At 29.3% G+C, this 24,071-nt stretch carries 26 protein-coding genes and 1 pseudogene; 13 read left to right on the forward strand and 14 right to left on the reverse strand.

Features of this window, described 5'->3' with window-relative positions:
- Window positions 1–32: 32 nt before the first annotated feature.
- From SR62_RS05210 to rpsR, 8 genes and pseudogenes are all read left to right on the forward strand, one after another.
- Window positions 33–652 (forward strand): annotated as a pseudogene (locus SR62_RS05210) (nitroreductase family protein).
- On the forward strand, window positions 652–1,257 hold the full coding sequence (locus SR62_RS05220) for an NAD(P)H-dependent oxidoreductase (protein WP_002880781.1): 606 nt from the start codon (window positions 652–654) through the stop codon (window positions 1,255–1,257). The pseudogene SR62_RS05210 and the gene SR62_RS05220 overlap by 1 nt, the downstream one beginning before the upstream one ends.
- A 124-nt stretch (window positions 1,258–1,381) precedes the next feature.
- Window positions 1,382–1,918 carry a CDP-diacylglycerol--glycerol-3-phosphate 3-phosphatidyltransferase gene (gene pgsA, locus SR62_RS05225; RefSeq protein WP_002812871.1) on the forward strand — a complete coding sequence of 179 codons (537 nt, stop codon included), beginning with the start codon at window positions 1,382–1,384 and terminating at the stop codon, window positions 1,916–1,918.
- Window positions 1,915–3,021, forward strand: coding sequence for an RIP metalloprotease RseP (rseP, locus tag SR62_RS05230; protein ID WP_002892231.1), 1,107 nt, complete (start codon window positions 1,915–1,917; stop codon window positions 3,019–3,021). The genes pgsA and rseP overlap by 4 nt, the downstream gene beginning before the upstream one ends.
- The gene (locus tag SR62_RS05235; RefSeq protein ID WP_002892230.1) at window positions 3,014–3,880 is read left to right on the forward strand and encodes a VirK family antimicrobial peptide resistance protein; all 867 of its coding nucleotides are present in this window, start codon (window positions 3,014–3,016) and stop codon (window positions 3,878–3,880) included. Before rseP ends, SR62_RS05235 begins: the two co-directional genes overlap by 8 nt.
- A gap of 86 nt (window positions 3,881–3,966) precedes the next feature.
- Entirely contained in the window at window positions 3,967–4,344 is a 378-nt protein-coding gene (gene rpsF / locus SR62_RS05240; RefSeq protein ID WP_002812868.1) for a 30S ribosomal protein S6, read from the forward strand.
- 8 nt (window positions 4,345–4,352) lie between these two features.
- Complete coding sequence (locus SR62_RS05245; protein ID WP_002892229.1) at window positions 4,353–4,901, forward strand: single-stranded DNA-binding protein; 549 nt, start codon at window positions 4,353–4,355, stop codon at window positions 4,899–4,901.
- A gap of 10 nt (window positions 4,902–4,911) precedes the next feature.
- The gene (gene rpsR / locus SR62_RS05250) at window positions 4,912–5,172 is read left to right on the forward strand and encodes a 30S ribosomal protein S18 (protein ID WP_002853032.1); all 261 of its coding nucleotides are present in this window, start codon (window positions 4,912–4,914) and stop codon (window positions 5,170–5,172) included.
- 60 nt (window positions 5,173–5,232) lie between these two features.
- Here rpsR and lon read toward each other — a convergent pair whose 3' ends face one another.
- Both lon and SR62_RS05260 read right to left on the reverse strand, forming a co-directional pair.
- Window positions 5,233–7,608, reverse strand: a complete 2,376-nt coding sequence (lon, locus tag SR62_RS05255; RefSeq protein ID WP_002892228.1) for an endopeptidase La — start codon at window positions 7,606–7,608, stop codon at window positions 5,233–5,235.
- 16 nt (window positions 7,609–7,624) lie between these two features.
- Window positions 7,625–8,272 (reverse strand): outer membrane protein assembly factor BamD, encoded by a 648-nt coding sequence (locus tag SR62_RS05260; RefSeq protein WP_002852961.1) that lies wholly within the window; start codon window positions 8,270–8,272, stop codon window positions 7,625–7,627.
- Window positions 8,273–8,432: 160 nt separating this feature from the next.
- Here SR62_RS05260 and fliW point away from each other — a divergent pair, with 160 nt between their 5' ends.
- The 5 genes from fliW to SR62_RS05285 are packed head-to-tail and all read left to right on the forward strand — an operon-like array spanning window position 8,433 to window position 10,960.
- Window positions 8,433–8,822, forward strand: coding sequence for a flagellar assembly protein FliW (gene fliW, locus SR62_RS05265; RefSeq protein WP_002852982.1), 390 nt, complete (start codon window positions 8,433–8,435; stop codon window positions 8,820–8,822).
- Window positions 8,822–9,553, forward strand: a complete 732-nt coding sequence (locus tag SR62_RS05270) for a pyrroline-5-carboxylate reductase (protein ID WP_002880800.1) — start codon at window positions 8,822–8,824, stop codon at window positions 9,551–9,553. Before fliW ends, SR62_RS05270 begins: the two co-directional genes overlap by 1 nt.
- A complete protein-coding gene (locus tag SR62_RS05275) occupies window positions 9,550–9,852 on the forward strand; it encodes a transformation system protein (RefSeq protein ID WP_002855822.1) in 303 nt (100 codons plus the stop codon). The genes SR62_RS05270 and SR62_RS05275 overlap by 4 nt, the downstream gene beginning before the upstream one ends.
- The gene (locus SR62_RS05280) at window positions 9,849–10,511 is read left to right on the forward strand and encodes a hypothetical protein (RefSeq protein ID WP_002866103.1); all 663 of its coding nucleotides are present in this window, start codon (window positions 9,849–9,851) and stop codon (window positions 10,509–10,511) included. Before SR62_RS05275 ends, SR62_RS05280 begins: the two co-directional genes overlap by 4 nt.
- A complete protein-coding gene (locus SR62_RS05285; protein ID WP_002869049.1) occupies window positions 10,508–10,960 on the forward strand; it encodes a hypothetical protein in 453 nt (150 codons plus the stop codon). Before SR62_RS05280 ends, SR62_RS05285 begins: the two co-directional genes overlap by 4 nt.
- Here the strand turns inward: SR62_RS05285 and SR62_RS05290 are convergent.
- From SR62_RS05290 to leuS, 12 genes are read right to left on the reverse strand one after another with little or no spacing between them, the layout of a single operon-like run.
- Window positions 10,957–11,586, reverse strand: coding sequence for a uroporphyrinogen-III synthase (locus SR62_RS05290; protein WP_147502293.1), 630 nt, complete (start codon window positions 11,584–11,586; stop codon window positions 10,957–10,959). The two genes, SR62_RS05285 and SR62_RS05290, sit on opposite strands and share 4 nt — an antisense overlap.
- The gene (thiE, locus tag SR62_RS05295) at window positions 11,564–12,196 is read right to left on the reverse strand and encodes a thiamine phosphate synthase (protein ID WP_002892226.1); all 633 of its coding nucleotides are present in this window, start codon (window positions 12,194–12,196) and stop codon (window positions 11,564–11,566) included. The genes SR62_RS05290 and thiE overlap by 23 nt, the downstream gene beginning before the upstream one ends.
- Window positions 12,186–12,998 carry a bifunctional hydroxymethylpyrimidine kinase/phosphomethylpyrimidine kinase gene (gene thiD / locus SR62_RS05300; RefSeq protein ID WP_002892225.1) on the reverse strand — a complete coding sequence of 271 codons (813 nt, stop codon included), beginning with the start codon at window positions 12,996–12,998 and terminating at the stop codon, window positions 12,186–12,188. Before thiD ends, thiE begins: the two co-directional genes overlap by 11 nt.
- On the reverse strand, window positions 12,995–13,681 hold the full coding sequence (locus SR62_RS05305) for an endonuclease III domain-containing protein (RefSeq protein WP_002892223.1): 687 nt from the start codon (window positions 13,679–13,681) through the stop codon (window positions 12,995–12,997). The genes thiD and SR62_RS05305 overlap by 4 nt, the downstream gene beginning before the upstream one ends.
- Window positions 13,678–14,439: an ATP-binding protein gene (locus SR62_RS05310; RefSeq protein ID WP_002892222.1), complete on the reverse strand. Its 762-nt coding sequence runs from the start codon at window positions 14,437–14,439 to the stop codon at window positions 13,678–13,680. The genes SR62_RS05305 and SR62_RS05310 overlap by 4 nt, the downstream gene beginning before the upstream one ends.
- Window position 14,440: 1 nt before the next feature.
- Window positions 14,441–17,377, reverse strand: coding sequence for a DEAD/DEAH box helicase (locus SR62_RS05315; protein ID WP_002892221.1), 2,937 nt, complete (start codon window positions 17,375–17,377; stop codon window positions 14,441–14,443).
- Complete coding sequence (locus tag SR62_RS05320; protein WP_002868630.1) at window positions 17,377–17,772, reverse strand: polymer-forming cytoskeletal protein; 396 nt, start codon at window positions 17,770–17,772, stop codon at window positions 17,377–17,379. Before SR62_RS05320 ends, SR62_RS05315 begins: the two co-directional genes overlap by 1 nt.
- Window positions 17,709–18,611, reverse strand: a complete 903-nt coding sequence (locus SR62_RS05325; protein ID WP_002866112.1) for a M23 family metallopeptidase — start codon at window positions 18,609–18,611, stop codon at window positions 17,709–17,711. Before SR62_RS05325 ends, SR62_RS05320 begins: the two co-directional genes overlap by 64 nt.
- Complete coding sequence (locus tag SR62_RS05330; RefSeq protein WP_074484149.1) at window positions 18,598–19,782, reverse strand: folylpolyglutamate synthase/dihydrofolate synthase family protein; 1,185 nt, start codon at window positions 19,780–19,782, stop codon at window positions 18,598–18,600. The genes SR62_RS05325 and SR62_RS05330 overlap by 14 nt, the downstream gene beginning before the upstream one ends.
- Window positions 19,748–21,145: a hypothetical protein gene (locus tag SR62_RS05335; RefSeq protein WP_147502294.1), complete on the reverse strand. Its 1,398-nt coding sequence runs from the start codon at window positions 21,143–21,145 to the stop codon at window positions 19,748–19,750. The genes SR62_RS05330 and SR62_RS05335 overlap by 35 nt, the downstream gene beginning before the upstream one ends.
- Window positions 21,129–21,641: an LPS assembly lipoprotein LptE gene (gene lptE, locus SR62_RS05340; protein WP_002867193.1), complete on the reverse strand. Its 513-nt coding sequence runs from the start codon at window positions 21,639–21,641 to the stop codon at window positions 21,129–21,131. The genes SR62_RS05335 and lptE overlap by 17 nt, the downstream gene beginning before the upstream one ends.
- A complete protein-coding gene (leuS, locus tag SR62_RS05345) occupies window positions 21,638–24,067 on the reverse strand; it encodes a leucine--tRNA ligase (protein WP_002872537.1) in 2,430 nt (809 codons plus the stop codon). Before leuS ends, lptE begins: the two co-directional genes overlap by 4 nt.
- Between the last annotated feature and the right edge of the window lie 4 nt (window positions 24,068–24,071).

A 24,071-nucleotide genomic window follows, 5' to 3' on the forward strand; every position in this document is an offset into this window, starting at 1 on the left:
TAATATTATTATTTTTGATTTTAAGGAATAAAATGAATTTTAAAGAACTAATTTCAAAACGCAGAGCTTGTAAACTTTTTAATGATAAAAAAATCAATGAAAAGGATTTGCATTTTATCTTAGAAAGTGGAGTCTTAGCCCCAAGCTCACATGGATTTGAGCCTTGGAAATTTGTAGTATTAGAACAAAAAGAACACAATCTTAAACTCTCAACCCTATGTTACAATCAACAAAATGTAGCAAGTGCGAGTCATAATATCATTTTTCTAGCAAGAAAAGATCTTCAAAGCAAAGATGAATTTGCACAAAAACAAGTGCGTCGTTTCTCAGGTTCTAGCGAAGAAAATTTTCAAAAAATTTTAGAAATTTACACCCATAAAACCAATGCAATGAATGATAATGAACTCTATCATTACGCACAACTTCAATGCTATCTTGCTATGATGCAAAGTCGCTGGCTGCAATGAGCTTAGGTATTGATTCTTGTATGATAGGTGGCTTTGAAAAAGCTAAGGTTGATGATTTTTTTCATTTAACTTATCCTTTTGAAACTGCTGTAATTTTATCCCTAGGATATAAAGCCCACGAACCAAAATATTCTACTCAACGCTTAAATTTTAATGAAGTCGTCGAATTTTACAAGGAAAAATAATGAAAAAAGAACTTGAAATTTTTAGCACAAGATATTCTTGTAGAAATTTTAAAAATGAAAAACTCAAAAAAGAGGATTTAAATTCTATTTTAGAAATAGCAAGATTAAGCCCCAGCTCCTTAGGACTGGAACCTTGGAAATTTATAGTAGCACAAGATGAGAAAAGAAAAGAAGAACTTTCTAAAATTTGCAATCAACAAAAACATGTAAAAGATTGTGCTGCATTAATTATCATCATTTCAAGACTTGATTTTTTGGATTATTTTGAAGAAAAACTTAGAAAAAGAGATATGAGTGAAACAGAAATTCAAAAACGCTTAGATACTTATATGCCTTTTTTAAAATCTCTAAATCAAGAACAAAAAATATCTTATGCAAGAGAACAAGCTCATATAGCTCTAGCTAGCATACTTTACAGTGCTAATGCTTTAAATATAGCAAGCTGCACTATAGGTGGTTTTGATAAAGAAAAGCTTGATTCTTATTTATCGCTTGATATTCAAAAAGAAAGATCAAGTTTGGTGGTGGCTTTAGGATATTGCAACGATAAAAAAAATCCTCAAAAAAATCGTTTTAGTTTTGATGAAGTTGTAAAATTTATTTAAATTTTGCTTTTAAGCAAAATTTAAATAAAAATAAACTGATTCTTTTTTGTATTTTTACTAAGTCTTTGCTTAAATTTTATACAATTTTAATTATAATTTTACATTTAATTTCACAAGGCTTGTTATGAATTTACCCAATATCTTGGCGATTTTTAGAATGGTTTTAGCGCCTTTGCTATTTTTTTTGTTAATTCATAAATTTGAAAATATTCATCAAAGTTGGATTAATTATTTTGCTGCTTTAACTTTTTCATTAGCGGCTTTAAGTGATTTTTTTGATGGATACATCGCAAGAACTTGGAAACAAACTACAAAACTGGGTGGAATCTTAGATCCATTAGCTGATAAAATGCTTGTTTTAGCAGCTTTTTTAGGACTTTTGCTTACAGGAAAAGCTAATGAATGGGTAATTTATATTATATTAGTAAGGGAATTTTTTATCACAGGTTTTAGAGTTGTGATGATTAGCGAAAATTTAAATGTCAATGCTTCTTTTGCAGGTAAACTTAAAACCGCTTTTCAAATGACTGCGATAGGATTTTTAATCATGGAGTGGATAGGCGGTGAAATTCTACTTTACATAGCTTTGATTTTAACTCTTTATTCTGGATTTGAATACATCTATACTTATATAAAAGCTCAAAAAAAAGGAGAAAAATGAGATCTTTATTGTTTTTAATTGTTATTTTGATTTTGGGAATTAAATTTTATTCTATTGAATTTTTAGCAACTATTTTAGTCATCTCATTTTTAATTTTCTTTCACGAATTAGGACATTTTTTAGCTGCAAGATCTTTGGGTGTAAAAGTTGAAGTCTTTAGCATAGGATTTGGAAAAAGTCTTATAGAGCGTGAATTTAAAGGCACGAACTATCGCTTAAGTGCTTTGCCACTTGGAGGATATGTTAAACTTAAAGGACAAGATGATATGCGTCCTGGTTTTGAAAATCTAGACAAAGATAGCTATAGCATTTTAAGTCCTTTAAAAAAGATTTATATTCTTTTTGCTGGACCATTTTTTAATCTAATTTTAGCTTTTTTTCTTTATATTATCATAGGAAATTTAGGTCTAAACAAACTTGCTCCGCAAATAGGAAACATAGCGCCAAACTCTGCTGCACAAGAAATAGGACTTCAAAAAAATGATACTATCTTAGAAATTAACGGTGTAAAAATTCAAAGCTTTGATGAAATTTCAAAGCATTTAAGTTTAGAGCCTTTGAAAATATTAATCGATAGAGAAGGAAAAAATTTAGAATTTACCCTAACTCCAAAAATAGGACAAGGATATAATGACTTTGGACAAATCGTTGAAAAACCTCAACTTGGAGTCAGTCCAAATGCGACAAGCACTCTTGTAAAACATCAAGGTTTAGAAAGTTTTAAATATGCCATACAAGAAAGTTTTCAAGCTTCTACACTCATCATCAAGGGTATAATAAAACTCATAAGTGGTGAAGTTGAAGCAAAAAATTTAGGCGGTATTATCACCATGACTGAAATTACCTCAAAGGCTGCACAAAATAGCTTTACTTTGCTTTTATTTATCACTGCTTTAATTTCTATAAATTTAGGCATTTTAAATCTTTTACCTATTCCTATGCTTGATGGAGGACATATACTTTTTAATCTTTATGAAATGATTTTTAGACGCAAGGTTCCACAGCGTGCTTTTGAATACTTAAGTTACGCAGGTATGGCAATACTTTTAAGTCTAATGCTCTTTGCAACTTATAATGATATATCAAGGATTACAGGTGAATAAAAAATTTTCCTACCCTATTCCAAATTTTACTGATAGAAGAAAAAGTATCATCTTTTGGCGCTATTTGCGTTTTCAAGCAAGAAAAATTCTATATTTTCCTCAAGTAAGGCTTCTAGAAAAAACGCTTAATGAAGAAAAAAATAAACATTTAAAAGACTTTTTCTCTCAAAGACCCTATGCTTGCTACAATGCTATAAGAAGATTTTGCGATAAAAGTTTTAAAGCAAATGAACGCGTTAAAACACTTATTTATGATGTTGATAAGGGACTTACTTGTTTTAAATTTCTTCCCGAAGAACAAATGATTTTTTCTTTTGATGAAGATTTTGAGCTTTTTTTAGGATATAACCATAATGTTTACGAAGAAGGTTTTTGGGCTTTTTCTTTAAAATTTAAAAAATACACTATCTCACAATGTAATTTTTGCTTTACTTTAGAAAATAATCTTCTACTTTCTTGCATACAAGGATATAAATACAAAGATTTTAATATTTTAGAAATTAATAAAATTTTAACTAAAAAATGTCATGGTTTGCGCCCTGTTGCTTTACTTATAGAATGCTCTAAGATGCTTTGTGAAATTTTAAAACTTCAAGCTACTTTAGGTGTGCATGAAAAAAATCAAATCCGTTCTCAAAAAGGAAAAGAAAAAGGATATTTTGTAGATTATCAAAAAATTTGGCTAGAAAATGGTGGAGAATTAATAAAAATCAATAAACACAAATACTATAAACTCCACCACTCTCAAAAAAACCTAGAAGAAATCCCTTCACAAAAACGCTCCATGTATAAAAAACGTTTTGCCATGCTTGAAGAAATCAAAGTAAATTTAGATAAGACATTGGATATTCAAGACTAATTAAGTATATTTTGATATAATCTAGTCTTGCTTTATGCAAAATCCTTGCTCATGAAAATGGGCTTTAATATCCATAAGGAGAAAAGATGAAACATTATGAGGTTTTATTTATCTTAAAACCAACACTTACCGAAGAGGAAGTGAATGCGAAGTTGGAATTTGTTAAAGAAGTCCTAACCAAAAATGGTGCAGAAATTGAAACTGTTGTTCCAATGGGCACTAGAAAATTAGCGTATAAAATCAAAAAATACGAAAGAGGAACTTATTTTGTGATTTATTTCAAAGCTCCTACAAACTTGATCGCTGAGCTTGAAAGGGTGTTAAGAATCACTGAAGAAGTAATAAGATTTTTAATCGTAAAATATGAAAATAAAAAAGAAATTGCAGCTTGGGAAAAACTAAGCCACGGGATTAAGCAATCTAAAAAAGAAATCAAACCTTTAGATGCTCCTGAAATTCAATAAGGAAAAAGATGTTTAACAAAGTTGTTTTGGTTGGAAATCTTACACGCGATATAGAAATGCGTTATGCACAAAGCGGTAGTGCTATTGGAGCTTCCGCTATAGCAGTAACAAGAAGATTTACCACAAATGGAGAAAAAAGAGAAGAAACTTGCTTTATTGATATAAGCTTTTATGGTCGCACCGCAGAAGTTGCAAACCAATACCTTACAAAAGGTTCAAAAGTGCTTATAGAAGGACGTTTGAGATTTGAACAGTGGAGTGATCAAAATGGACAAAATCGCTCTAAACATAGCATACAAGTTGAAAATATGGAAATGCTTGGAAATTCCAGCACTCCACAACAAGGTGGAATTGGCAATAATAGCTTTTCAAACAACAATTATAGTGGAAACTATGAAAATCAAAGCTATGATCCTTATATGAGTGAAAATCAAAATTTTAATAAAGCAAAAGCAAACCCTGCTCCACAAAGAAACCAAAACCCACAACACGAAGAAAAAATAAAAGAAATTGATATCGATGCTTATGATAGCGATGATACTAATTTACCATTTTAAAGGATAAACTATGGCAGAAAAAAGAAAATACTCTCGCAAATATTGCAAATACACTGAAGCAAAAGTTGAATTTATTGATTATAAAGATACAGCAATGTTAAAACATGCTTTATCTGAAAGATTTAAAATCATGCCACGCCGTTTAACAGGTACAAGCAAAAAATACCAAGAAATGGTAGAAGTTGCAATCAAACGTGCAAGACATGTAGCTCTTATCCCTTATATAGTGGATAGAAAAGAAGTAATCAATAATCCTTTTGAAGGACTATAATCTTTTAAAAGCAAACTTATAAAAAGTTTGCTTTCTTATACATTTATTCTCAAAATAAAATTAAACCAAAGTATATTCTAAAACATCACTAAAAGTATCAACAGCAATGATTTCCATATTGTCTCTAACCTCACTAGGAATATCTTTTAAATCCCTTTCGTAATTTTTTCTTGGGATTAAAGCTGTTTTTATATCTGCTTTATAAGCTGCAATTAATTTTTCTTTTAATCCGCCTATTGGTAAAACTTTTCCTTTTAAATCTATTTCACCTGTCATTGCAACATCTGCTTTAACCTTTTTATCACTAAAAATAGAAGCAATGGCTGTGCTTATCGTAATGCCTGCACTTGGGCCATCTTTTGGAGTAGCTCCATCTGGCACATGTATATGAATATTATAACTATCATAAACATTAACTTTAGGATCGATAATTATTTTTTTAGGTATTTTTATTTTTCCTTCATCGATTAAAACTTTTATCATGCTAAAAGCAATTCTAGCTGATTCTTTCATTACATCACCCAAACTTCCCGTGAGCGTTAATTCTCCTTTACCTTTAATTTTTACAGCCTCTACTTTTAAAACATCTCCACCTACACTTGTCCAAGCCAAACCATTAACCTGACCTACTTGATTTTCTCCATTATTTTTTTCTATTTCAAAAACTTTTTTATCTAAAAATTCATTCAAATTTTTTGTATTAATAATGACTTTTTTAATATTTTCTAAAAGTAGTTTTTTAGCACTCTTACGACACAACTCTGTCACTTTGCGACGCAAATTTCTAACTCCTGATTCACGAGTATAATCACTAATGATTAACTCTATAGTTTCATCATCAATAGATAATTCATTGGATTTTAAGCCATGTTTTTTAAGCTCATCTGGAATTAAATATTTTTTCATTATATGAAATTTTTCACTTGGAGTATAAGAGCTAAGTTCTATAAATTCCATTCTATCTCTTAAAGGTGTAGGAATATTGCTAATATCATTTGCCGTTGCTATAAAAATGACTTTACTTAAATCAATATTAAAATTTAAATAATAATCTCTAAATTTAGAATTTTGCTCTGGATCTAAAATTTCTAAAAGCACCGCACTTGGATCGCCTCTAAAACTGCGATTTAATTTATCAATTTCATCCAATACAATTACAGGATTAATTTGTTTTGCCTCTATGAGTCCTTGGGTAATACGTCCAGGCATAGCGCCTATATAAGTTCTACGATGACCACGTAGCTCATTAACATCTTCAAGTCCGCCTAAGGCTATGCGAATAAGCTCTCTTTTTAAAGCTTTTGAAACAGAATTTGCCAGTGAAGTTTTACCCACGCCAGGAGGTCCATAAAGACAAAGTATAACTTTAGCACCATCTTTTTCTGCTATTTTTCTTTTTTCTAAAAGTTCCCTAACTGCAAAATATTCTTCTATGCGTTCTTTTGGTTTGTTTAATGCATAATGATCATGGTTGAGCTGTTTTGAAACTTCTTTAATATCAAGTTTTTTCTTAGAAATTTTTTCAAAAGGAATATCTAATGCTGTTTCTATGTAAGTTTGAATCATCGATGCTTCGGAATTATCTTGATGAATGCGTTCAAATTTTTCAATTTGCTTTTTGATTTCTTTATAAGCGTCTTCGTGCATAAATTTCTTCTTTAACTCCAGACGCTTTTGATACTCTCTAACCTCATCTTCTTTTTGTGTATCAGAACCAAGCTCTTTTTGAATTTGTCTTAATTGTTCTTTTAAAAAATATTCTTTATTTACCTTATCAATACGAGAATGTACTTTATTTTTAATTTCTTTTTGAATTTTATTGGCTTCTATTTCTTGGGCAATTAAATCTATTAATTTTACTAATTTTTGCTCAAGATCTGTTAAAACAAAAAACTCATAAGCAACTTGTTTTTTAATACGCACAGTATTTAAAATCAAATCACAAATCCTAGACGCATCAAAACCTTCTTCAATTGTTCTTAAAAGATCTGGAGAAAAATAATGACTAATATTTGCCAAATTTTTTACCTTCTCTTTTAAAACTTCAAGAAGCGCTTCTTTTTTAGTTCCTTCTAAAAAGTCTTCTTTTATAAGTTCTATCTTGGCTTCTAAAGGTTTATTAGAAATTTGCTCTATAATTTTGCCCTTAGCATATCCTTGAAAAAGTATTTTCACCCTTCCATCGGGTAAAGGAACTTTTCGCATGATAGTCCCAATCACTCCACAATTATAAATTTCATCAAAATTTCTTCCATTTTCCAACTTTGAAGGTGCAACAAAAAGCATACTATCATTTTTAATCGCAAGATCTAAAGCTTTCATATTGGATGAATCGTTAATAAAAATAGGAGTTATCATAAAAGGATATAAAAATAATTCATCTTCAACCAATACTGGTAAATTTGCTGGATAATTTTGTATCTCTTCAATCTGCATTTATTTTCCTTGTTTATTAAAATCTTTCAAATATACTTCTATACCAAGGAAGCTCAGGTTTGATAATACTTTGCTGATAAAATTCACTTTCTTGAAGTCTTTGTTTATAAATTTGCGCACTTTCATCATGCCCTATGCGCTGGTATAGATTTTCTATAGTACTATTAAGATAAAAAACCGCTAAATTAAATTTTGTAAGCATTGTTTGAACCAAAGGTTCATATTCTGTATAAGGATAATCTTTCAAAAAAGTATCTATTTCTTTTTGGCTTTCAAGCATTAAAGCCTGATTACGATTTGGCACTGCAAATGCATCAAATTTTGCTTTAATTTTAAGATAACGAATATAATCAGCATTGCGTGAATTTCCAAATTTTTTATTATATTCATCTAAATAAAATTCAGCTAACTTATATTCCTCTTCATCCATATGAGCTTGTGCTAAAATAATTAAAGTAGTTTCCAATAAAGGATCGGCAACATGCTCACTTGCCATACCATTATAATGATCATCAGCTTTTTCCAAATCCTTGTCCTGCAAATCTTTAATAATTTGCTTATACCACTCACTAGCACTAAGATTGTATAAACCTTCATCATTTTTCGTACTACACGCACTAAAAAAAACACTTAAAAAAACCAATAAAAAAATACCTTTTTTCATACTTCACCTTGATTTATATTCTCAAAAATATATATTTTAACGATTTTATAATTATGTTCTTCTAAAATTATAATAAAATTAATTAAATAATTTAAAATTTTGGAATGATTATTGCTTATTTTATGTTAAAATATTAAACATTATAACTTAAGGAGAAAACATGACCCTAGCTGTTAAATGCCCTATCTTAGGTTTTGAAGAAACCAAAAATATGGAATTTTCAACTATCGATGAAGTATTTGTAAGACTTAAAAGTCTTGATGGTAAAGACTTTTCTTTTGTTTTAATTAATCCTTATTTGATTAGACCTGATTATGAATTTGATATACCAACTTATTATCAAGAGCTTCTTTCTTTAACACCTGAATCTAATATGAAAATTTTTAATATAGTAGCCATAGCAAAAAGCATTGAAGAATCGACAGTGAATTTTCTAGCTCCAGTAGTCATTAATCTTGATAATAATACTATGGTACAAGTGATACTAGATACAGTTAATTATCCCGACTTTTTTCAAGCTGATCAAATTGCTAATTATATTAAAAAATAATGCTCTATATACTTGCAAATGGATCTATGGCAACAGCCTTAGCCTATGGATTAAAAGATGATTATGAAATTTGTATAGTAGGAAGAAGTATAGAAAAACTTCAAGCCCTCGCCAAAGAAGGCTTTAAAACCTTACTTTACAAAGATTTTAACATAGAAGGTAAAGATGTTATTTTAGCATTTAAACCTTATGCTTTAGAAAATATTGCTCAAATGCTAAAAGGACAAGCACGTATCTTAATCTCTGTTTTAGCCAATGTTGATTTTGAAAAACTACAAACCATCAAAGCTCAAAATTATGTTAGAATAATACCCAATACAGCAGCTAAATACAAGGCTTCAACCACACCATATATACTTAAAAACTCTCATTTTGAAAATGAAATTTTAGACATTTTAAAAACTTTTGGCTCGGCTTATAAATTAGATAATGAAATACAAATGAATGCAGCTATGGCGATTAGCGGCTGCGCTCCTGCTTTTTTAGCACTTATAGCAGAAAGCATTGCTAATGCTGGAGTTTATGAAGGTTTATCAAAAGAACTTAGTCTTAATCTTACGCGCTCTTTATTTAAAAGCTCTAGTGCTTTACTAGAACATGAACATCCAGCTATTATCAAAGAAAATATTTGCTCCCCTGGCGGAGTTACAATAAAAGGCATAAAAATACTCGAACAAAAAGGAATTCGCGGAAGTTTTTTTGAAGCCATAAATGCTAGCAGCACTAAATGAAAAAGGCTTTCATACTTATAGAAAGTATTAGTGCTATAACGATCATATCTTTAATTTTCATTGGCATTTTTTATTACTATACTCAACTTTACAAAAACTATGAAAATTTAAATATTTTTGAAAGACTCTATAAACTTCAAGAAGAATTATATGAAAAGCCCATTTTTAAAACCATCATACTTCAAACTTCAGCCTTAAAACCTATAGTTTTACAAGAACAGTTTGTTAATGATGGTATATTTCAATTTCAAAAATTATACTTTCAAGATCAAAATTATAGCGTTTATTTTAAAGAATGAGCAAAGCTTTTACACTTTTTGAACTTATAATATCACTAATACTTTTTACTTTTATAACTAGCTTACTTTCAAAACCTTTAATGGATTTTTATCATTTAAATTTCACTGCTTTACATACAAACAATCTTATCACTCAAGCACATTTAAACTTGCTTAAAATAGAAAAATTAATACAAAATTGTATTAATATTACATTTTCACAAAATACATTAAAATGTCTTTTAAAAGATGAGTTAATTAGCCTAAAAGATAATAAACTTTATCTTATTAATTCTGCTCTTATTTTAGAAAATAATCATACACTTTATTCACCTCATTCTGATTTTAAAACACAACTCCAAAATAGAAAAGATTTATACAATGACAATGAGCATATTAGCTATGCTTATAAAATTAATAAGATTGAAAAAATATCCATCTTAGAAAATGGTATATCTACAAATTTTACAGGTAGTTTTATTCCTTTGCAAGCTCAATTAGTTATCAAATTGCAAAATGAAGAACTTATATATGAAATAAAGCCAAAATTTAATGAACAATTAAACCAACAAGGATTAATTTCTAAAAACATAAGCTCATTTAACCTGCAAAACAATAAATTAAAAATTTGCCTAAAAAGACAAACAAAATATTGCCTTGAAAAAAGAATTTTACTATGAAAAAAGCTTATGTTTTAATTTGGACAATTTTTTTAATACTACTAATAAGTCTATGGATGAGCTTGACCTTAAACATATCTAGCTACACTCCAAAAATAATCCAAGATAGTTATTACTACCTTCAAGCTCAAATTTTAAGTCACAATGCAACACAATTTTCTAAATATTTTTTATATCAAGCAAAGCAAGAAAATAAAGAATGTTTAGATAATATATATTTTAATTACGCAAAAGCTTTGATTAAAATAAAATATTTTTATCCTATTGCACAATGTGTTAATTTTAAATTTTCCAACTTCAATCCCGATGCAAATTTAAACAAAGATGGTGTTATTATAGCCCACATTAGCATTGCTTTAAATCGTGATAAAAATGTCAATGATGAAATTTTACTCACAAAAAGCATTATCATTTATCCCAAAGAAAATTTTTGGAATTTAAAAAATTAAACCAAAGTCTTAGCAAGCTTAACACACTCTAAAAGACTTTGATTTTCGCATATATAAAGATTTTTAAAATTTAAAAGCTTCTTTGCTGTGCTTTGTCCTATAACTACAACCTTATCTTCTTCTTTTAAGCTATACAATTTTAAAAAATTTTCTACACTTAAAGGAGAGGTAAATATAAAAATAGCAGGATGAGTAAGTTTTTTGTCACCTTTTTTAAAAACATTTTCATAAACAATCACTTCATCTAAATCCACACCTGCATTTTTAAGATCCAAATTTAAAGTTGAAACAATATTTTTAGCCCTTAAATACAAACATTTTTGCGTTTTTAATTCCTCTTTAAATTCAAGAAAAAGATCTTTTCCATAAGCCTTTGATGAAATTTTAATCTTTTTAAAACCTAAATTTTTAGCGTATTGAGCTGTACTTTGTCCTACAGCGTATAAATTGAGTTTGAAATTTAAAGTGATTTTTGCATGTTGTAAAGCTTTTAAAGCATTTTTTGAAGTACAGATTAAAGCATCATACAAACTCAAATCTATACTAAAATCATAAAAAACAATCTCATTTAAAATAAGATTTTCTACCCCTTCAAAAGGAGTTTCATTTAAGAGATAAATTTTCATAGATTTTACACTTTAGCTCTTTAGCTGCCAAAAAAGCATCTTTAGCATCCATGATCGCCCTAACCACAGCCACGCCGCTTAAATTTATACTCTTTAACTCATCAAGCACCGCTTTATCAACCCCTCCTATAGCTACAACCCCTATAGGACTTTTATCACAAATTTGGCTTAAAAGCTCAAGGCTTAAAAGCGAACTTTCTTTAGTAGGCGTTGCCTTGATAGCTCCACAACCTAAATAATTTGCTCCTTGTATGAACTCAAGTTGTTCTAGCTTTTTAAGGCTTAAGCCTATGATTTTTTCATCTCCTAAAAGCTTTCTAGCTAGTTTTACTTCTAAATCTTCCTGTCCTAAATGCACCCCATCAGCATCTAAGGCTAAAGCTATGTCCACTCTATCGTTAATCAAAAAAGGTATTTTATAAGCCTTGCAAAGTTTTTGCACCTTTAAGCCTAGTTTATAAAATTCTCTTGCATTAAGCTCTTTTTCACGAAGTTGTATGATACTTACTCCGCCTTTTATAGCATTTTCTAAAGTATTTAAAAAACACTCCTCGCTTTTATTTCCCTGAGAAGCAACTAGATAAAGACTAAGATCTAATTTATTTTTCATCTAAAAACTTGAAAAAATGATTTGTAGGACCACAACCTTTTCCAAGATTGAGTGAATAATAAATCGCATTTCTTACATATTCTTTAGCTTCACTAACAGCATGAAACAAATCCTTGCCTTTAGCTAAATTACTAGCAATAGCCGAAGAAAGCGTACAACCTGTACCGTGAGTATTTTTAGTTTCTATGCGTTCGCCTTTTAAAATATAAATTTCTTTTCCATCATAAAGCACATCATTGGCATTTGTTTCACTATGTCCGCCTTTAAGCAAAACTGCCTTAGCCCCCAAGCTGCATAAATGCTTAGCTGCTTTTATCATCTGCTCTTCATTAGCGATCTTAAAACCACATAAAAACTCTGCTTCAGGAATATTAGGCGTAAGAATGTCTGCAAATTTTACTATGGTTTGTTTGAAAAAATCACAATTTTCTTGCGGCATTAAAGCATAGCCATTTTTAGCAAACATTACAGGATCAATCACTACATTTTGAGGTTTAAACTCGCTTAAATTTTTAGCTACACAGCTCATTAATTCACAAGATCCTATCATTCCGATTTTAGTTGCCTTTGGCACTATATCTTCAAATACGGCAAGCATTTGTTCATCTACGCTTTGAGTAGGTATATCGTGTACAGAAATCACCCTTGCGGTATTTTCAGCTACCACACTTAAAACCACACTCATACCAAAAAGATTGTGCGCACTAAAGGTTTTAAGATCGGCTTGTATCCCTGCTCCACCACTACAATCACTCCCTGCTATAGTTAAAACAGGTATAAGTTCGCTTCCTTTTGCTTTCATAAATCTTCCTTTAAAATTTTGATCCATTCTTCACCCTTAGAGCTTAATTTTTGTCCTTTAAAACTCTGTTTTGCAAAAGCTACAATCAAAGCATGAAAAATTTGATAAAGTTCGTAAAGTTCGCATTTTCTCCCTAAAATTTTACACAAATTTTCTTGCTCACTCTCTATACCACTTTGAAAAAATTCTCTTAATTCTTCATAATTTTCAAACTCATAGCCTAAGCAAAAAGCCAAACGCAAACTATAATTATCTACAACCAAAATCTCTCTTTTGCAAAGATAATTTAAAATACCATCAACACTTTCAAAACCCAAACCTTTGATATTTAAAAGCCATTCTCTGCTTACATTTGTTTTAAAATTTTCTAAATTTTCATAAGTGTTTATGATACTTTCTACTAAGCCTTTCAAACGCTTGGCTTTGGTGTTATAAAATCCGCTAGGCTTGATTAAAGTTGCAAGTTCTAAATTGGATAAAGTATTGATTTGTTCTAATCTTGCAATATTTTCTTTTTTTAAATTTTCTAAAGCTTTTAAGACATTTTTCCAATTTGTATTTTGAGTTAAAATCACAGAAATTAAAAGCTCAAATTCACTCAATCCTTGATTTTCAAGCCAATCAAAATCATGATAATTTAAATCCAAATTTAAAAGCTTGGTAAAAATTTGTGCTCCAGTCATTTAAAATTCTCCTTAAAAGCCAAATAAAATTGCTTTGCAGTACGACCACTTCTACTTGCTCTTAGAGTAGCAAATTCTTTAGCTTTAGCGTGTAAAAGCTCTTTATCACAAGAATAATCTTTAAAATAAAAATCTATCATCTTTAAATACTCTTCTAAATTTCCTTGATAAAAACTTAACCACAAACCAAATCTATCACTCAAGCTTAATCTTTCTTCGGCAGCATCGCTTAAATGAAGTTCTGTATGTGCAATTTGCGTATCAAGATTATCAGCAATACTTTCACTTAATAAATGCCTACGATTTGAACTCGCATAAATAATTACATTATTTGGGGCTTTTTCTATGCTTCCCTCAAGCAAAGGTTTTAAAAATTTATAACTATCATCTCCTTTCTCAAAAGAAAAATCATCACAAAAAAGTATAAATTTAAAATTTTCTAATCTGATTTCATCGATGATATCTGCTAAGGCAAATAAATCTTCTTTATTTAATTCGACAAGTCTTAAGCCCTGATCTTTAAATTCGTTAAATATGGCTTTAATTAAACTTGATTTTCCAGTGCCCTTAGATCCCCATAAAAGTGCGTGATTTGCTCCTTTATTTTGAATGAAATTTAAAGTATTTTCATAAAGTGCTTTTTTTTGACTTTCCATACCTACTAAATCTTTTAAAGTGATAGGATCGATTTCAAAAATAGGCTTTAAATAGTCTTTTCTTGCTCTATAAATTGCTGCATAAGTTTTATTCCAATCCATTTTAAGCCTTTCTTAAATGCGTCAAAATTGCCTCTAAAATATCATCATCGTCTTTGCTTTTTGCCTTGATGAGTTCTTTTTCATCATTTAAAGCAGTAAATTGAATATTTTGCTCATAATTGCTAATACTTTTAAATTTATTTAAAGCTAAAATTTTAATGATAATCAAAGATAAAAATTGCTTAGTATAAACATCAAGTTTTCCAAAGCGATCTTCAATTTCACCTTCGATCTCATAAACCTCATGAACTTGCTCACACTTGCTAAGTCTTCTATAAAGTTCTAATCTTAAGCGATCTTCGCTGATAAGTTCGCTGTTTAAAAAGGCATTAACATTGAGTTTTAAATCAAGTTTATTTTCTTTTTGATCCACTTCATTTTTACTTAAAGCATTAAGTTCATCTTCTAACATTTTAAGATATAAGCTATATCCAATTTGCTCGATATGTCCACTTTGATCTACGCCTAATAAATTTCCACCGCCACGAATTTCAAGATCATGATAAGCCAAAACAGAACCTGCACCTAAAAAAGAATTACTTTCTAAAGAAACTAGACGCTTTAAAGCATCTTTTGTGATAGCATTTTTATCTTCGATTAAAAAATAACAATAACCTTGCTTATCACTTCTTCCTACACGCCCACGCAATTGATGCAAATCAGCCATACCAAAACGATCGCTTTTTTCTACTATAATAGTATTTGCATTAGGTAAATCAATCCCACTTTCTACGATAGAGGTACTTAAAAGCAAATCATATTCTTTGTTTTCAAATTTCAACATTTCTTCTTCTTGCACCTTGGCATCGATTTTAGAATGCAAAATCAAAATACGCAAAGTGGAAAAAAGTTCTAATAAATGTTTTTTACACTGCTCTATACTTGCAATATGATTATGAATATAAAAAATTTGCCCACCACGTCTTAACTCTCTTGCTATAGCTTCTTTTAAAAGTGCGTCATCATTTTCTTTGACAAAAGTTCTTACATCCATTCTATCTTCTGGTGGAGTTTGCAAAACACTATAAGATTTTATAGAACTTAAAGCTTGATTTAAGCTTCTTGGTATAGGGGTTGCTGACATGGATAAAATATGTGAATTTTGAGTGATTTCTTTAAGCTTTTCTTTTTGCTTCACTCCAAATTTATGCTCTTCATCAATAATAACAAGGGCTAAATTTTCACATTCTACACTTAAAAGCGCATGAGTTCCTATAACTACACAAGCTTTATTTTCTTTTAAATTTTGTAGAACTTGTTTTTTTTCTGCACTACTTGTAAAGCGATCCAGTTTAAAAACCTCTATATCAAAAGGATCAAAACGCTTTTTTAAGGTTTTATAATGCTGATGAGAAAGCAAAGTTGTAGGCGCAAATAAAAATGCACAAAATCCACTTTTAACTACTGGATAAATAGCATTCATAGCGACTTCAGTTTTTCCAAAACCCACATCACCGCTTAAAAGCCTATCCATAACTTTTCCACTTTGAAAATCTTGCAAAATTTCATGACAAGCTTTCTCTTGATCGCTTGTATAAATAAAACCCGCACTAGTTATAAAATCAGCTTGTCTATTTAAATCCACTGTGATTTTTTTTGCTTGCACTAAAGATCTTTTAGCTGCCATAATAACAATTTCAGAAGCTATGGCTAAAAGTTTAGTTTTTAATTTTTCTTTAAGTTTAATAAAGCTTGTTTTACCTAATTTGTCTAAACTTGGAATAGATCCACTCACGCCCAAATATTTATCAATTAAATAAAGATTTTCCACTGGTAATAAAAGCTTATCAGAATTTTGATACTCTATAGCAACAAACTCTTTTTTTGCTCCGCTTATCACTATCATCTCAAGACCTAAAAATTTACCCACTCCGTAATCTTCGTGTACTATATAATCCCCATTTTTAAGCTCATCTATAATCAAACTAGCTTTTTTTCTTGTTTTTTGTTTTTCTTTTTGATTTAAAGAAATGATTAGCTCTTCAGGACTAATAAGATTAAGCCTTAAATCACTTTTTACAAAATGGATATTTTGAGTATCTTCAAGCTCCAAAGCTTTAAACAAAGCTTCGTTTTTAGCTAAAAGTGTGATTTTTTTATTTTTATGAAATTCAAAAAAATCTTTATTGTAAGAACTTTGCAATTCTTTAAATTTTTTAGCTTGAGGTAAAATTTTTGCATTCACAAAACTTATATCTTTTTCATATTCGTTAATATCAAACTTTTCACAAGCTAAAAAATCAAGTTCTAAATAATCAAAAAAATCATCAATACACCAAAACCCTAAAGAATTGATATCATGTATTAAAGTATCACTTTGAAAATCTTCTAATTTGTCCTTAAAAATTTCATAATTTTCTTTGTCAAAATATTTTAAAAAAGGACAAATTTCAAAATGTTCTAGTTCATTAGGAATAGACTTTTGACTTTGCAAATCAAAATATCTTATACTTTCAATCTCTTCGCCAAAAAGCAAAATTCTAATAGGATTTTCTTCATTGATACAAAAAATATCAATAATATCCGCACGAATTGAAATTTCACCTTTATCCTGAACTATATCTACAAATTCGTATCCCAATCTTGAAATTTCATCTTTAAAACATTTCAAATTAAAATTTTGTTTTTTATCGATATGATAATTTTGCAAATGTTTTTTTGAAGGAAGTTTTTTTAAAACAGTATTTAAAGGAGAAATAAGGATTTTTTTTTCTTCTTCTTTATGATAAGCATTTAAAATCTTGCAAAGATCAAAAAGTTCTTTGGAAAAAGCCCTTAAATCATCTCCAAACTGCGCTCTAAAATCAGGTAAAACAAAGGTTTTTAAACCCTTAAATCGTGAAACTTGAGCAAGTAAATCTGCTTGTTTTTCATCTTTACAAAGCAAAAGTTCACAAATTTTTGGATTTTGTAGGTATTCATAAAATGAAGCTTGCATTATTCTTCGTTATTATTTTCAATAAGTTTGATAGTATCTTCTTTAATTTTACTAGTTCCATTAAAGCGACCGCCATTTTCTATAGAAATTTTTTGCGTTGAAATATCGCCATTAACAACTCCGCCTGCTAAAATTTCTAAACTATTGGCCTCAAGTTGCCCTTCAAAATACCCATTTACTACAATTTTATCTGCTTGTAATTCACCTTTTAAATTTCCATTTTTTCCGATAACCACAATGCTTTCAGAATGAATAATACCACTTAACTCTCCATCAACATGAAGCATAGAAGCAAAATAAAATTTACCCTCAATTCTCGCACCTGAAGAAATTACTGTTGTTTCTGAGCTAGAGCTGGATGTTGGGCTGATACCGCCTTTATTAAAGATTGCCATGGAACTCTCCTTTCTTGATTAAAAAAATCATTCATATTTTTTCTTTGCAAATTTAAAAAATACAAAGGTTCTAAAGTTTTATTAATAAACCTTACCTCATAGTGCAAATGCGGTCCCGTAGAAAGACCTGTATTGCCACTATAACCTATCAACTGCCCCTTGCTAACAAATTGACCTGCTTTGACTACTTCTTTGCGCATCATATGAGCAAATACTGTTTTAAAACCAAAATTATGCAATAAAATTACATTATAGCCATAGCCATTATCACTATAACCTGAAAATTCCACTACTCCACTTGCTGGTGCATAAATAGGGGTACCAATTTCTGCTCTTAAATCAATACCAGGATGAAATTCCCTTCTTTTTAAAAGCGGATGCTCTCTCCAGCCAAAATTTCCTGTAATGCCTTTATTTTCAATAGGCCATCCATTAGGAATTTGTCCCAAAATTCCAAGTTGCTGCTCATTGGTAAGCTGAAGATTATCAAGTCTTGCACTAATTGTAAGATTATTTTCTGCTTCTAAGCCCAAAGCCTCTTCAAAAGAAGCTATTTTATCTTCTATAGCTGCATACTGCTGAGTTTTTTCTTCTATGCTTTTTTGCATTTGCGAATTAGATAATTCCAATTCTTTGCTTTTTTTCAAAAGCTCCTCACGCTTTTCACTGATATCGCTAAGTTTGCTATCGAGATATTTGATATAAAAACCACTAAAAACTAAAAATAAAACAATAAAAGCAATAGTATAAAAAACTATTTTTTTGATTATTTGATTTAAATAAAAATGTCTTGAACCGTTAATATCTGTAATGGTAATAGTGAATTTATTTTTTACCACACCACTCCTTTAAAAAATTTTCTACCAGCATAAAAGAACCAAAAACTAGATTTTTTTTATTCTCTTCTAATTTTACAAATTCTTTACATTGTATACCTAGCTTTGATGCAATACTATAAATTTCATCATCGGCCAGCTTTCGTTCTGCACTTTTATATTTATATATTTGTATTGTATCAATAATAGGCTTTAATGTATTTAAAATTTGAAAAATATCCTTATCCAAATAAGCATTATAAATAAGATTTATTTTTTCTCCTTGAAATTTATCAAGCATAGCCTTAGCAGCCATGGGATTATGACCCACATCAACAAAAAAATTTGGAGAAATTTCTTGGCATCTTCCTTGTAAATTTAACTCTTGTAACTTTTTTAAAGCTTCTAAGGTTTTTTCTTGCGAAATTAAAATTTCACAAGCCTTTAATGCAAGCTTTAAATTATGCTTTAAAAAACAAGGTAAAACAAACTTTTTACAATAAATCTCAAATTTTTCTTTCAAAAAAGGATTTAAGGAAGAAACTTGCAAATTAGCTTTTTTTAAAAAAGCAATTTTTTTTGCTAAATTTAAAACATTTTGCTCTTGCTCATCACTTATAAGTGCTATAGGCGCCATAACTTTAAGCTTGGTTCTTGCAATATCTTCTAAAGAATTGCCCAAAATTTGAATATGATCAAATCCAATTCTTGTAAAAATATTCATTCTTCTTTCAAAAACAGAAGTAGCATCATATTCTCCACCCACTCCTGCTTCTAAAACAATGAAATCACATTTTTGAAATAAAATCATAGCTAAAAAAGTAGCATATTCGAAATAACTTAATTTTTGCAAGTCTTGTTTAAAAATTTCTTCAAGTCTTATATGAGCTTGTTCTAATTCTTCATCATTCGCAATCTTACCATCAAGATAAAATCTTTCATTAAAACTGAAAATGTGCGGGCTAGTATAATGCCCTATTTTATAATTTAAATTTTCTAAAAGTTGGGTTAAATATCTACCCGTGCTACCTTTACCATTTGTGCCTATAAGTTGGATTATAGGAATATTTTTAAAATATTTCTTATATTTTTCATACATTCTAAACATCAAAAAACGATCAATTTTATCGTAATTTATACTTTTTTGAGCTAAAAAATTCTCAACTTTCATTATGTTGTTCATTAACCGCTGCAATTTGCTTTATTAACTCATCTAAAATATTAATACTTGGCTTACTTTGCTTATCAAGATAAGCCACGTGAATTTTAGGAGTTATAATATCTTGCTTATAAATAAATCTAAAATTTTCTATAGTTTTAAGATTTGTATTTACAAGCTGTGTAATTTCATCTTTGCTTTTTCCTGGCGAAACAATCAAATAACTCTTTTCATCTATCATCCATAGTTCATCAAATTCGCTACAAGAATCTTTTAAAATTTTTTTAAATCGAACAAAAATTTCATTCAAACTTCCCATACCATATTTTTCCATAATGAAACGGTAATTTACTATAGAAAATAAAGCTAAAGAATAATTAACTTTATACTTATTAAAATTTTCATCCATTTTATCAAGCTCTTTAAGAACACTCCAAGCCTCTCTCTCTTCTAAGCTTTGCGTGAATTCAATTTGATTATTTAAAGATGTAATTTTTTCTCCAAGTTGTTTAAATTTTAGTTTTAAATCCTCAAAACTAAGTTTTACTTCCCCATTTTCATCTGGTTTTAAGGTATTGATAAAATCCATATTTTTTTCATTCGATTTATTAAGCAAGACAAGCAATTCATAGATTTTTTTTAGATTATCATTAAAAAAATTTAAATTTTTTTGGACATACATATTATCAACCATTATACGATGATTTATAAATTCCATTAATTCGTTTTTGAAATTTTCTTCGCCTATTACAAAAGGCTTTTGTGTTAAATTTTGTATAAAACCTTGAATTTTTAAATCTTCCACCAATGAAGGATTTAAACCTAAACATAATAATTCACTAAAACGCTCATAACTACGCTCTTCAAGTTTGACTAAAAGTTTTTTAATCACACTATCATAATCATCATATTTGCTAACGCCATATTTACGAGCTTGTTCCTCTAAGTCATTTTCATCGTAATTTCTTTCAAGCTCTTTCCATTTTTTAGTAAGCAAGTAAATACTTTCACTATCCATAGTTTTAGAAATTCTAATCGAAGTCACTTTAGCCAAATCTCTTATCTTTTTGTCTTTACTTATTTGCAAAGTTTTAGATATGGTAGATAAAAAATCAAAAAATTCACTAAATTGTTTTCCGCTTTGTCTATTTAAAACAGAAATTAAAAAACTAATTAACTCTTCTAAACTTCTTATAGTTTTAGAATTTAATTCTTGTTGATAAATCGGTAAAAGCAAGGTTTTGTATTTATCAAGTTTAGCCTTATTTGAACTTGTAATACCATATTTTAAAGACAATTCTTCAAAAATTTCCGTATAATTTTCAGGGGTTGGCTTTAGTTTTCTTTCTTTTAATGTAATTAAAGTTTGCCTTGCTATTTCATTAGTATTTGGAACCACGTTTTTGCCCTTTAATAGCAATTACAGAAATAAACTCATCAAATGCCTCACTTGAAGCCGCTCTAATAGCCTCATACCTTGCAGAATCACTAATAATGCTATTTGGAGAAATTTCAAAATTATAACTCCCACTTGTACTAAAAGCCTGACTTGAGCCATCTTTAAAAACAACATTAAAATCTAAATTTAACTTAGCTTTATAACTAATAACATAGCCATTTTTATCATAGGCCAAAGGAATAAATTCTAAATTGTTCATTTTAACATTGATTACATCATCAGCTTCATGTTTTAAAGCAAGCTTACGCCCTAGTTTTGAAATCACCATTTCTTTTAAAGTATCGGCAACATAGATACTATTTTTTGGGTCTTGTTGACTTAATTCAACATTAACATAAACTTTCTCATCAAAAATATTATTAGCGATTTTTGATGTAGGAACATATCCACAAGCACCTAAAAATAAACCTATACAAAAAATCAAAATCTTTTTCATTTGATTACTAGATTAACTAGCTTTCCTTCCACATAAATTTCTTTAACTATACTTTTACCTTCAAGCCATTTAGCGGTATTTTCTTTTGCAAAAGCTAAAATTTCTTCTTTACTCGCACTACTTGAAATTTCAAATTCAGCCCTTTTCTTACCATTGATGCTTACAGCTAAATTTAAAGTATCTTTTACAAAAACCTCTTCTTTAAGTTCTAATTTTTTGAAATTTTTACATTTAAAAAGCTCCTCGCTAAGCTCAAAACAAACATGAGGAATAATAGGCTCTAAGATATTTAAAATAATATAAAAAGCCTCTTGCTCCAAAGCCTCATTTTTACAAAGTGCTAAAGCATTTAAAGCTTCCATACAAGCTGCAATTAAAGTATTAAAAGTAAAACTCTGATGATAAACTTCAAAAGATTTTTTTAAAGCTTCATATACCTTTAATCTTGCATATTTTTCTTCTTTATTTAAATTTTCTTGTTTTAATTCTACAAGCTCACCTTTTTTAACATTTTGCGCCCTATCATAGAGTTTGCAAATAAATCTATAAGCCCCTTCAACCGCATCATCATTCCATTCAAGCTCTTTAGCCGGAGGCGCAGCAAAAAGTATAAAAAGTCTTGCGGTATCAGCACCGTATTTTTCTATAATCTCATCAGGATCTACAACATTGCCTTTTGATTTTGACATTTTAGCACCATCTTTTAACACCATACCCTGAGTTAAAAGTCTATCAAAAGGTTCATTTTGTGTTAAATAACCCAAGTCTCTTAAAGCTTTTTGGAAAAATCTCGCATAAAGTAAATGCAAGATTGCATGTTCAATACCACCTATATATTGATCCACACTCATCCAATACTTTACACTTTTTTCATCTAAAGCTTTTTCCTGCCAAGTTTTCTCATCACTTGCAAAACGTGCAAAATACCAAGAACTTTCAAAAAAAGTATCTAAAGTATCACTTTCTTTTTGAGCCTCTTTACCACATTTTGGACAGATACAATTTTTCCAAGTTGGATGTTTATCAAGTGGATTACCCTCACCTGTAATTTGCACATCTTCAGGCAGAGTAATAGGTAAATTTTCTAGTTTTTGAGGCACTACACCACAACTTTGACATTTAATCATAGGAATAGGCGCACCCCAATATCTTTGACGCGAAACACCCCAATCACGAATTTTAAAATTTACAACCCTTTTTCCTATATTTTTAGCTTCAAACTGAGAAATGATTTTTAATCTTGCTTCATTACAATCAAGATTATCAAATTCTTGACTATTAATTAATTTTCCTAATTTTTGCATATAAGGTAAATTTTCTTGAGTTTGAATAACTTGTTTGATGGCAAGATTATATTTTGTTGCAAATTCAAAATCTCTTTCATCATGAGCTGGAACAGCCATAACCGCTCCACTACCATAATCAGCCAAGACAAAATTAGCCACCCATAAAGGAATTTTTTCTCCGCTTAAAGGATGAATGGCATAAATTCCTAAAAAATAACCTTCTTTTTCAGAACTTTGTCTTTCTCTTGGGCTTTGATTTTGAATAACTTTGATTTTATTTAATACATCTTGATTTAATAAATTTTGTGAAAGCAAATTTTGAACAATCTTATGTTCTGGAGCTAAAGCGATATACGAAACTCCATAAATTGTATCTGCTCTTGTAGTAAAAACTTCTAAAGAACTTTCTTTGGCTTTTTGCTTGCTTTCTTCGTCTAAATTTAAAGAAAATTCCAAACCTTCGCTTTTACCAATCCAATTTTCTTGCATAGTTAAAACTTGATTAGGCCATTTATCTTTTAATTCTTCTAAATCTTTTAAAAGTTCCTCAGCATAAGCAGTGATTTTTACATAATAACCTGGCATTTTTTTCTGCACCACTTCATGACCACAACGCCAACATTTTCCGTCTTCAACTTGCTCATTAGCCAAAACCGTTTGATCTTGTTCACACCAATTTACATTTGCTTCTTTAGTGTAAATCAAACCTTTTTCAAACATCTTAATAAAAAATTCTTGCTCAAATTTTGTATAAAGTGGATCTGAAGTAGCAAGCATTCTTTTTTTAGAAAAAGAAAACCCTAAAGAAAAAAGTTCTTTTTTCATATAAGCTATATTTTCATAAGTCCATGACTTAGGATGAATTTTATGTTTAATAGCTGCATTTTCAGCAGGCATACCAAAACTATCAAAACCTATAGGATGTAAAACATTAAAACCTATCTTGCGATAATATCTTGCCAAAGCATCACCTATAGTATAATTTCTTACATGCCCCATATGAATGCGTCCACTAGGATAAGGAAACATCGATAAAATATATTTTTTAGGCAAATTTAAGTCATCTTTTGGCTCAAAATATTCATTTTCATCCCAAATTTTTTGCCATTTTTTTTCTATTAAACTTGCTTCATAAGCCATAAAT

The organism is Campylobacter sp. 2014D-0258 (assembly GCF_008000495.1).
Taxonomy (GTDB): Bacteria; Campylobacterota; Campylobacteria; order Campylobacterales; family Campylobacteraceae; genus Campylobacter_D; species Campylobacter_D jejuni.

Excerpts from the sequence above, each read along its gene's own strand:
- SR62_RS05260 (WP_002852961.1), bottom strand. The coding sequence starts at position 8,272 with ATGAAAAAAGGTATTTTTTTATTGGTTTTTTTAAGTGTTTTTTTTAGT.
- thiD (WP_002892225.1), bottom strand. The coding sequence starts at position 12,998 with ATGAAAGCAAAAGGAAGCGAACTTATACCTGTTTTAACTATAGCAGGG.
- lon (WP_002892228.1), bottom strand. The coding sequence starts at position 7,608 with ATGCAGATTGAAGAGATACAAAATTATCCAGCAAATTTACCAGTATTG.
- lptE (WP_002867193.1), bottom strand. The coding sequence starts at position 21,641 with ATGAAAAAGATTTTGATTTTTTGTATAGGTTTATTTTTAGGTGCTTGT.
- SR62_RS05290 (WP_147502293.1), bottom strand. The coding sequence starts at position 11,586 with ATGAAAATTTATCTCTTAAATGAAACTCCTTTTGAAGGGGTAGAAAAT.
- SR62_RS05275 (WP_002855822.1), top strand. The coding sequence starts at position 9,550 with ATGAAAAAGGCTTTCATACTTATAGAAAGTATTAGTGCTATAACGATC.
- pgsA (WP_002812871.1), top strand. The coding sequence starts at position 1,382 with ATGAATTTACCCAATATCTTGGCGATTTTTAGAATGGTTTTAGCGCCT.
- SR62_RS05220 (WP_002880781.1), top strand. The coding sequence starts at position 652 with ATGAAAAAAGAACTTGAAATTTTTAGCACAAGATATTCTTGTAGAAAT.
- SR62_RS05320 (WP_002868630.1), bottom strand. The coding sequence starts at position 17,772 with ATGGCAATCTTTAATAAAGGCGGTATCAGCCCAACATCCAGCTCTAGC.
- leuS (WP_002872537.1), bottom strand. The coding sequence starts at position 24,067 with ATGGCTTATGAAGCAAGTTTAATAGAAAAAAAATGGCAAAAAATTTGG.
- rpsF (WP_002812868.1), top strand. The coding sequence starts at position 3,967 with ATGAAACATTATGAGGTTTTATTTATCTTAAAACCAACACTTACCGAA.
- SR62_RS05315 (WP_002892221.1), bottom strand. The coding sequence starts at position 17,377 with ATGCAAGCTTCATTTTATGAATACCTACAAAATCCAAAAATTTGTGAA.
- SR62_RS05285 (WP_002869049.1), top strand. The coding sequence starts at position 10,508 with ATGAAAAAAGCTTATGTTTTAATTTGGACAATTTTTTTAATACTACTA.
- SR62_RS05305 (WP_002892223.1), bottom strand. The coding sequence starts at position 13,681 with ATGACTGGAGCACAAATTTTTACCAAGCTTTTAAATTTGGATTTAAAT.
- SR62_RS05280 (WP_002866103.1), top strand. The coding sequence starts at position 9,849 with ATGAGCAAAGCTTTTACACTTTTTGAACTTATAATATCACTAATACTT.
- thiE (WP_002892226.1), bottom strand. The coding sequence starts at position 12,196 with ATGAAAAATAAATTAGATCTTAGTCTTTATCTAGTTGCTTCTCAGGGA.
- SR62_RS05310 (WP_002892222.1), bottom strand. The coding sequence starts at position 14,439 with ATGGATTGGAATAAAACTTATGCAGCAATTTATAGAGCAAGAAAAGAC.
- rpsR (WP_002853032.1), top strand. The coding sequence starts at position 4,912 with ATGGCAGAAAAAAGAAAATACTCTCGCAAATATTGCAAATACACTGAA.
- rseP (WP_002892231.1), top strand. The coding sequence starts at position 1,915 with ATGAGATCTTTATTGTTTTTAATTGTTATTTTGATTTTGGGAATTAAA.
- SR62_RS05270 (WP_002880800.1), top strand. The coding sequence starts at position 8,822 with ATGCTCTATATACTTGCAAATGGATCTATGGCAACAGCCTTAGCCTAT.
- fliW (WP_002852982.1), top strand. The coding sequence starts at position 8,433 with ATGACCCTAGCTGTTAAATGCCCTATCTTAGGTTTTGAAGAAACCAAA.
- SR62_RS05245 (WP_002892229.1), top strand. The coding sequence starts at position 4,353 with ATGTTTAACAAAGTTGTTTTGGTTGGAAATCTTACACGCGATATAGAA.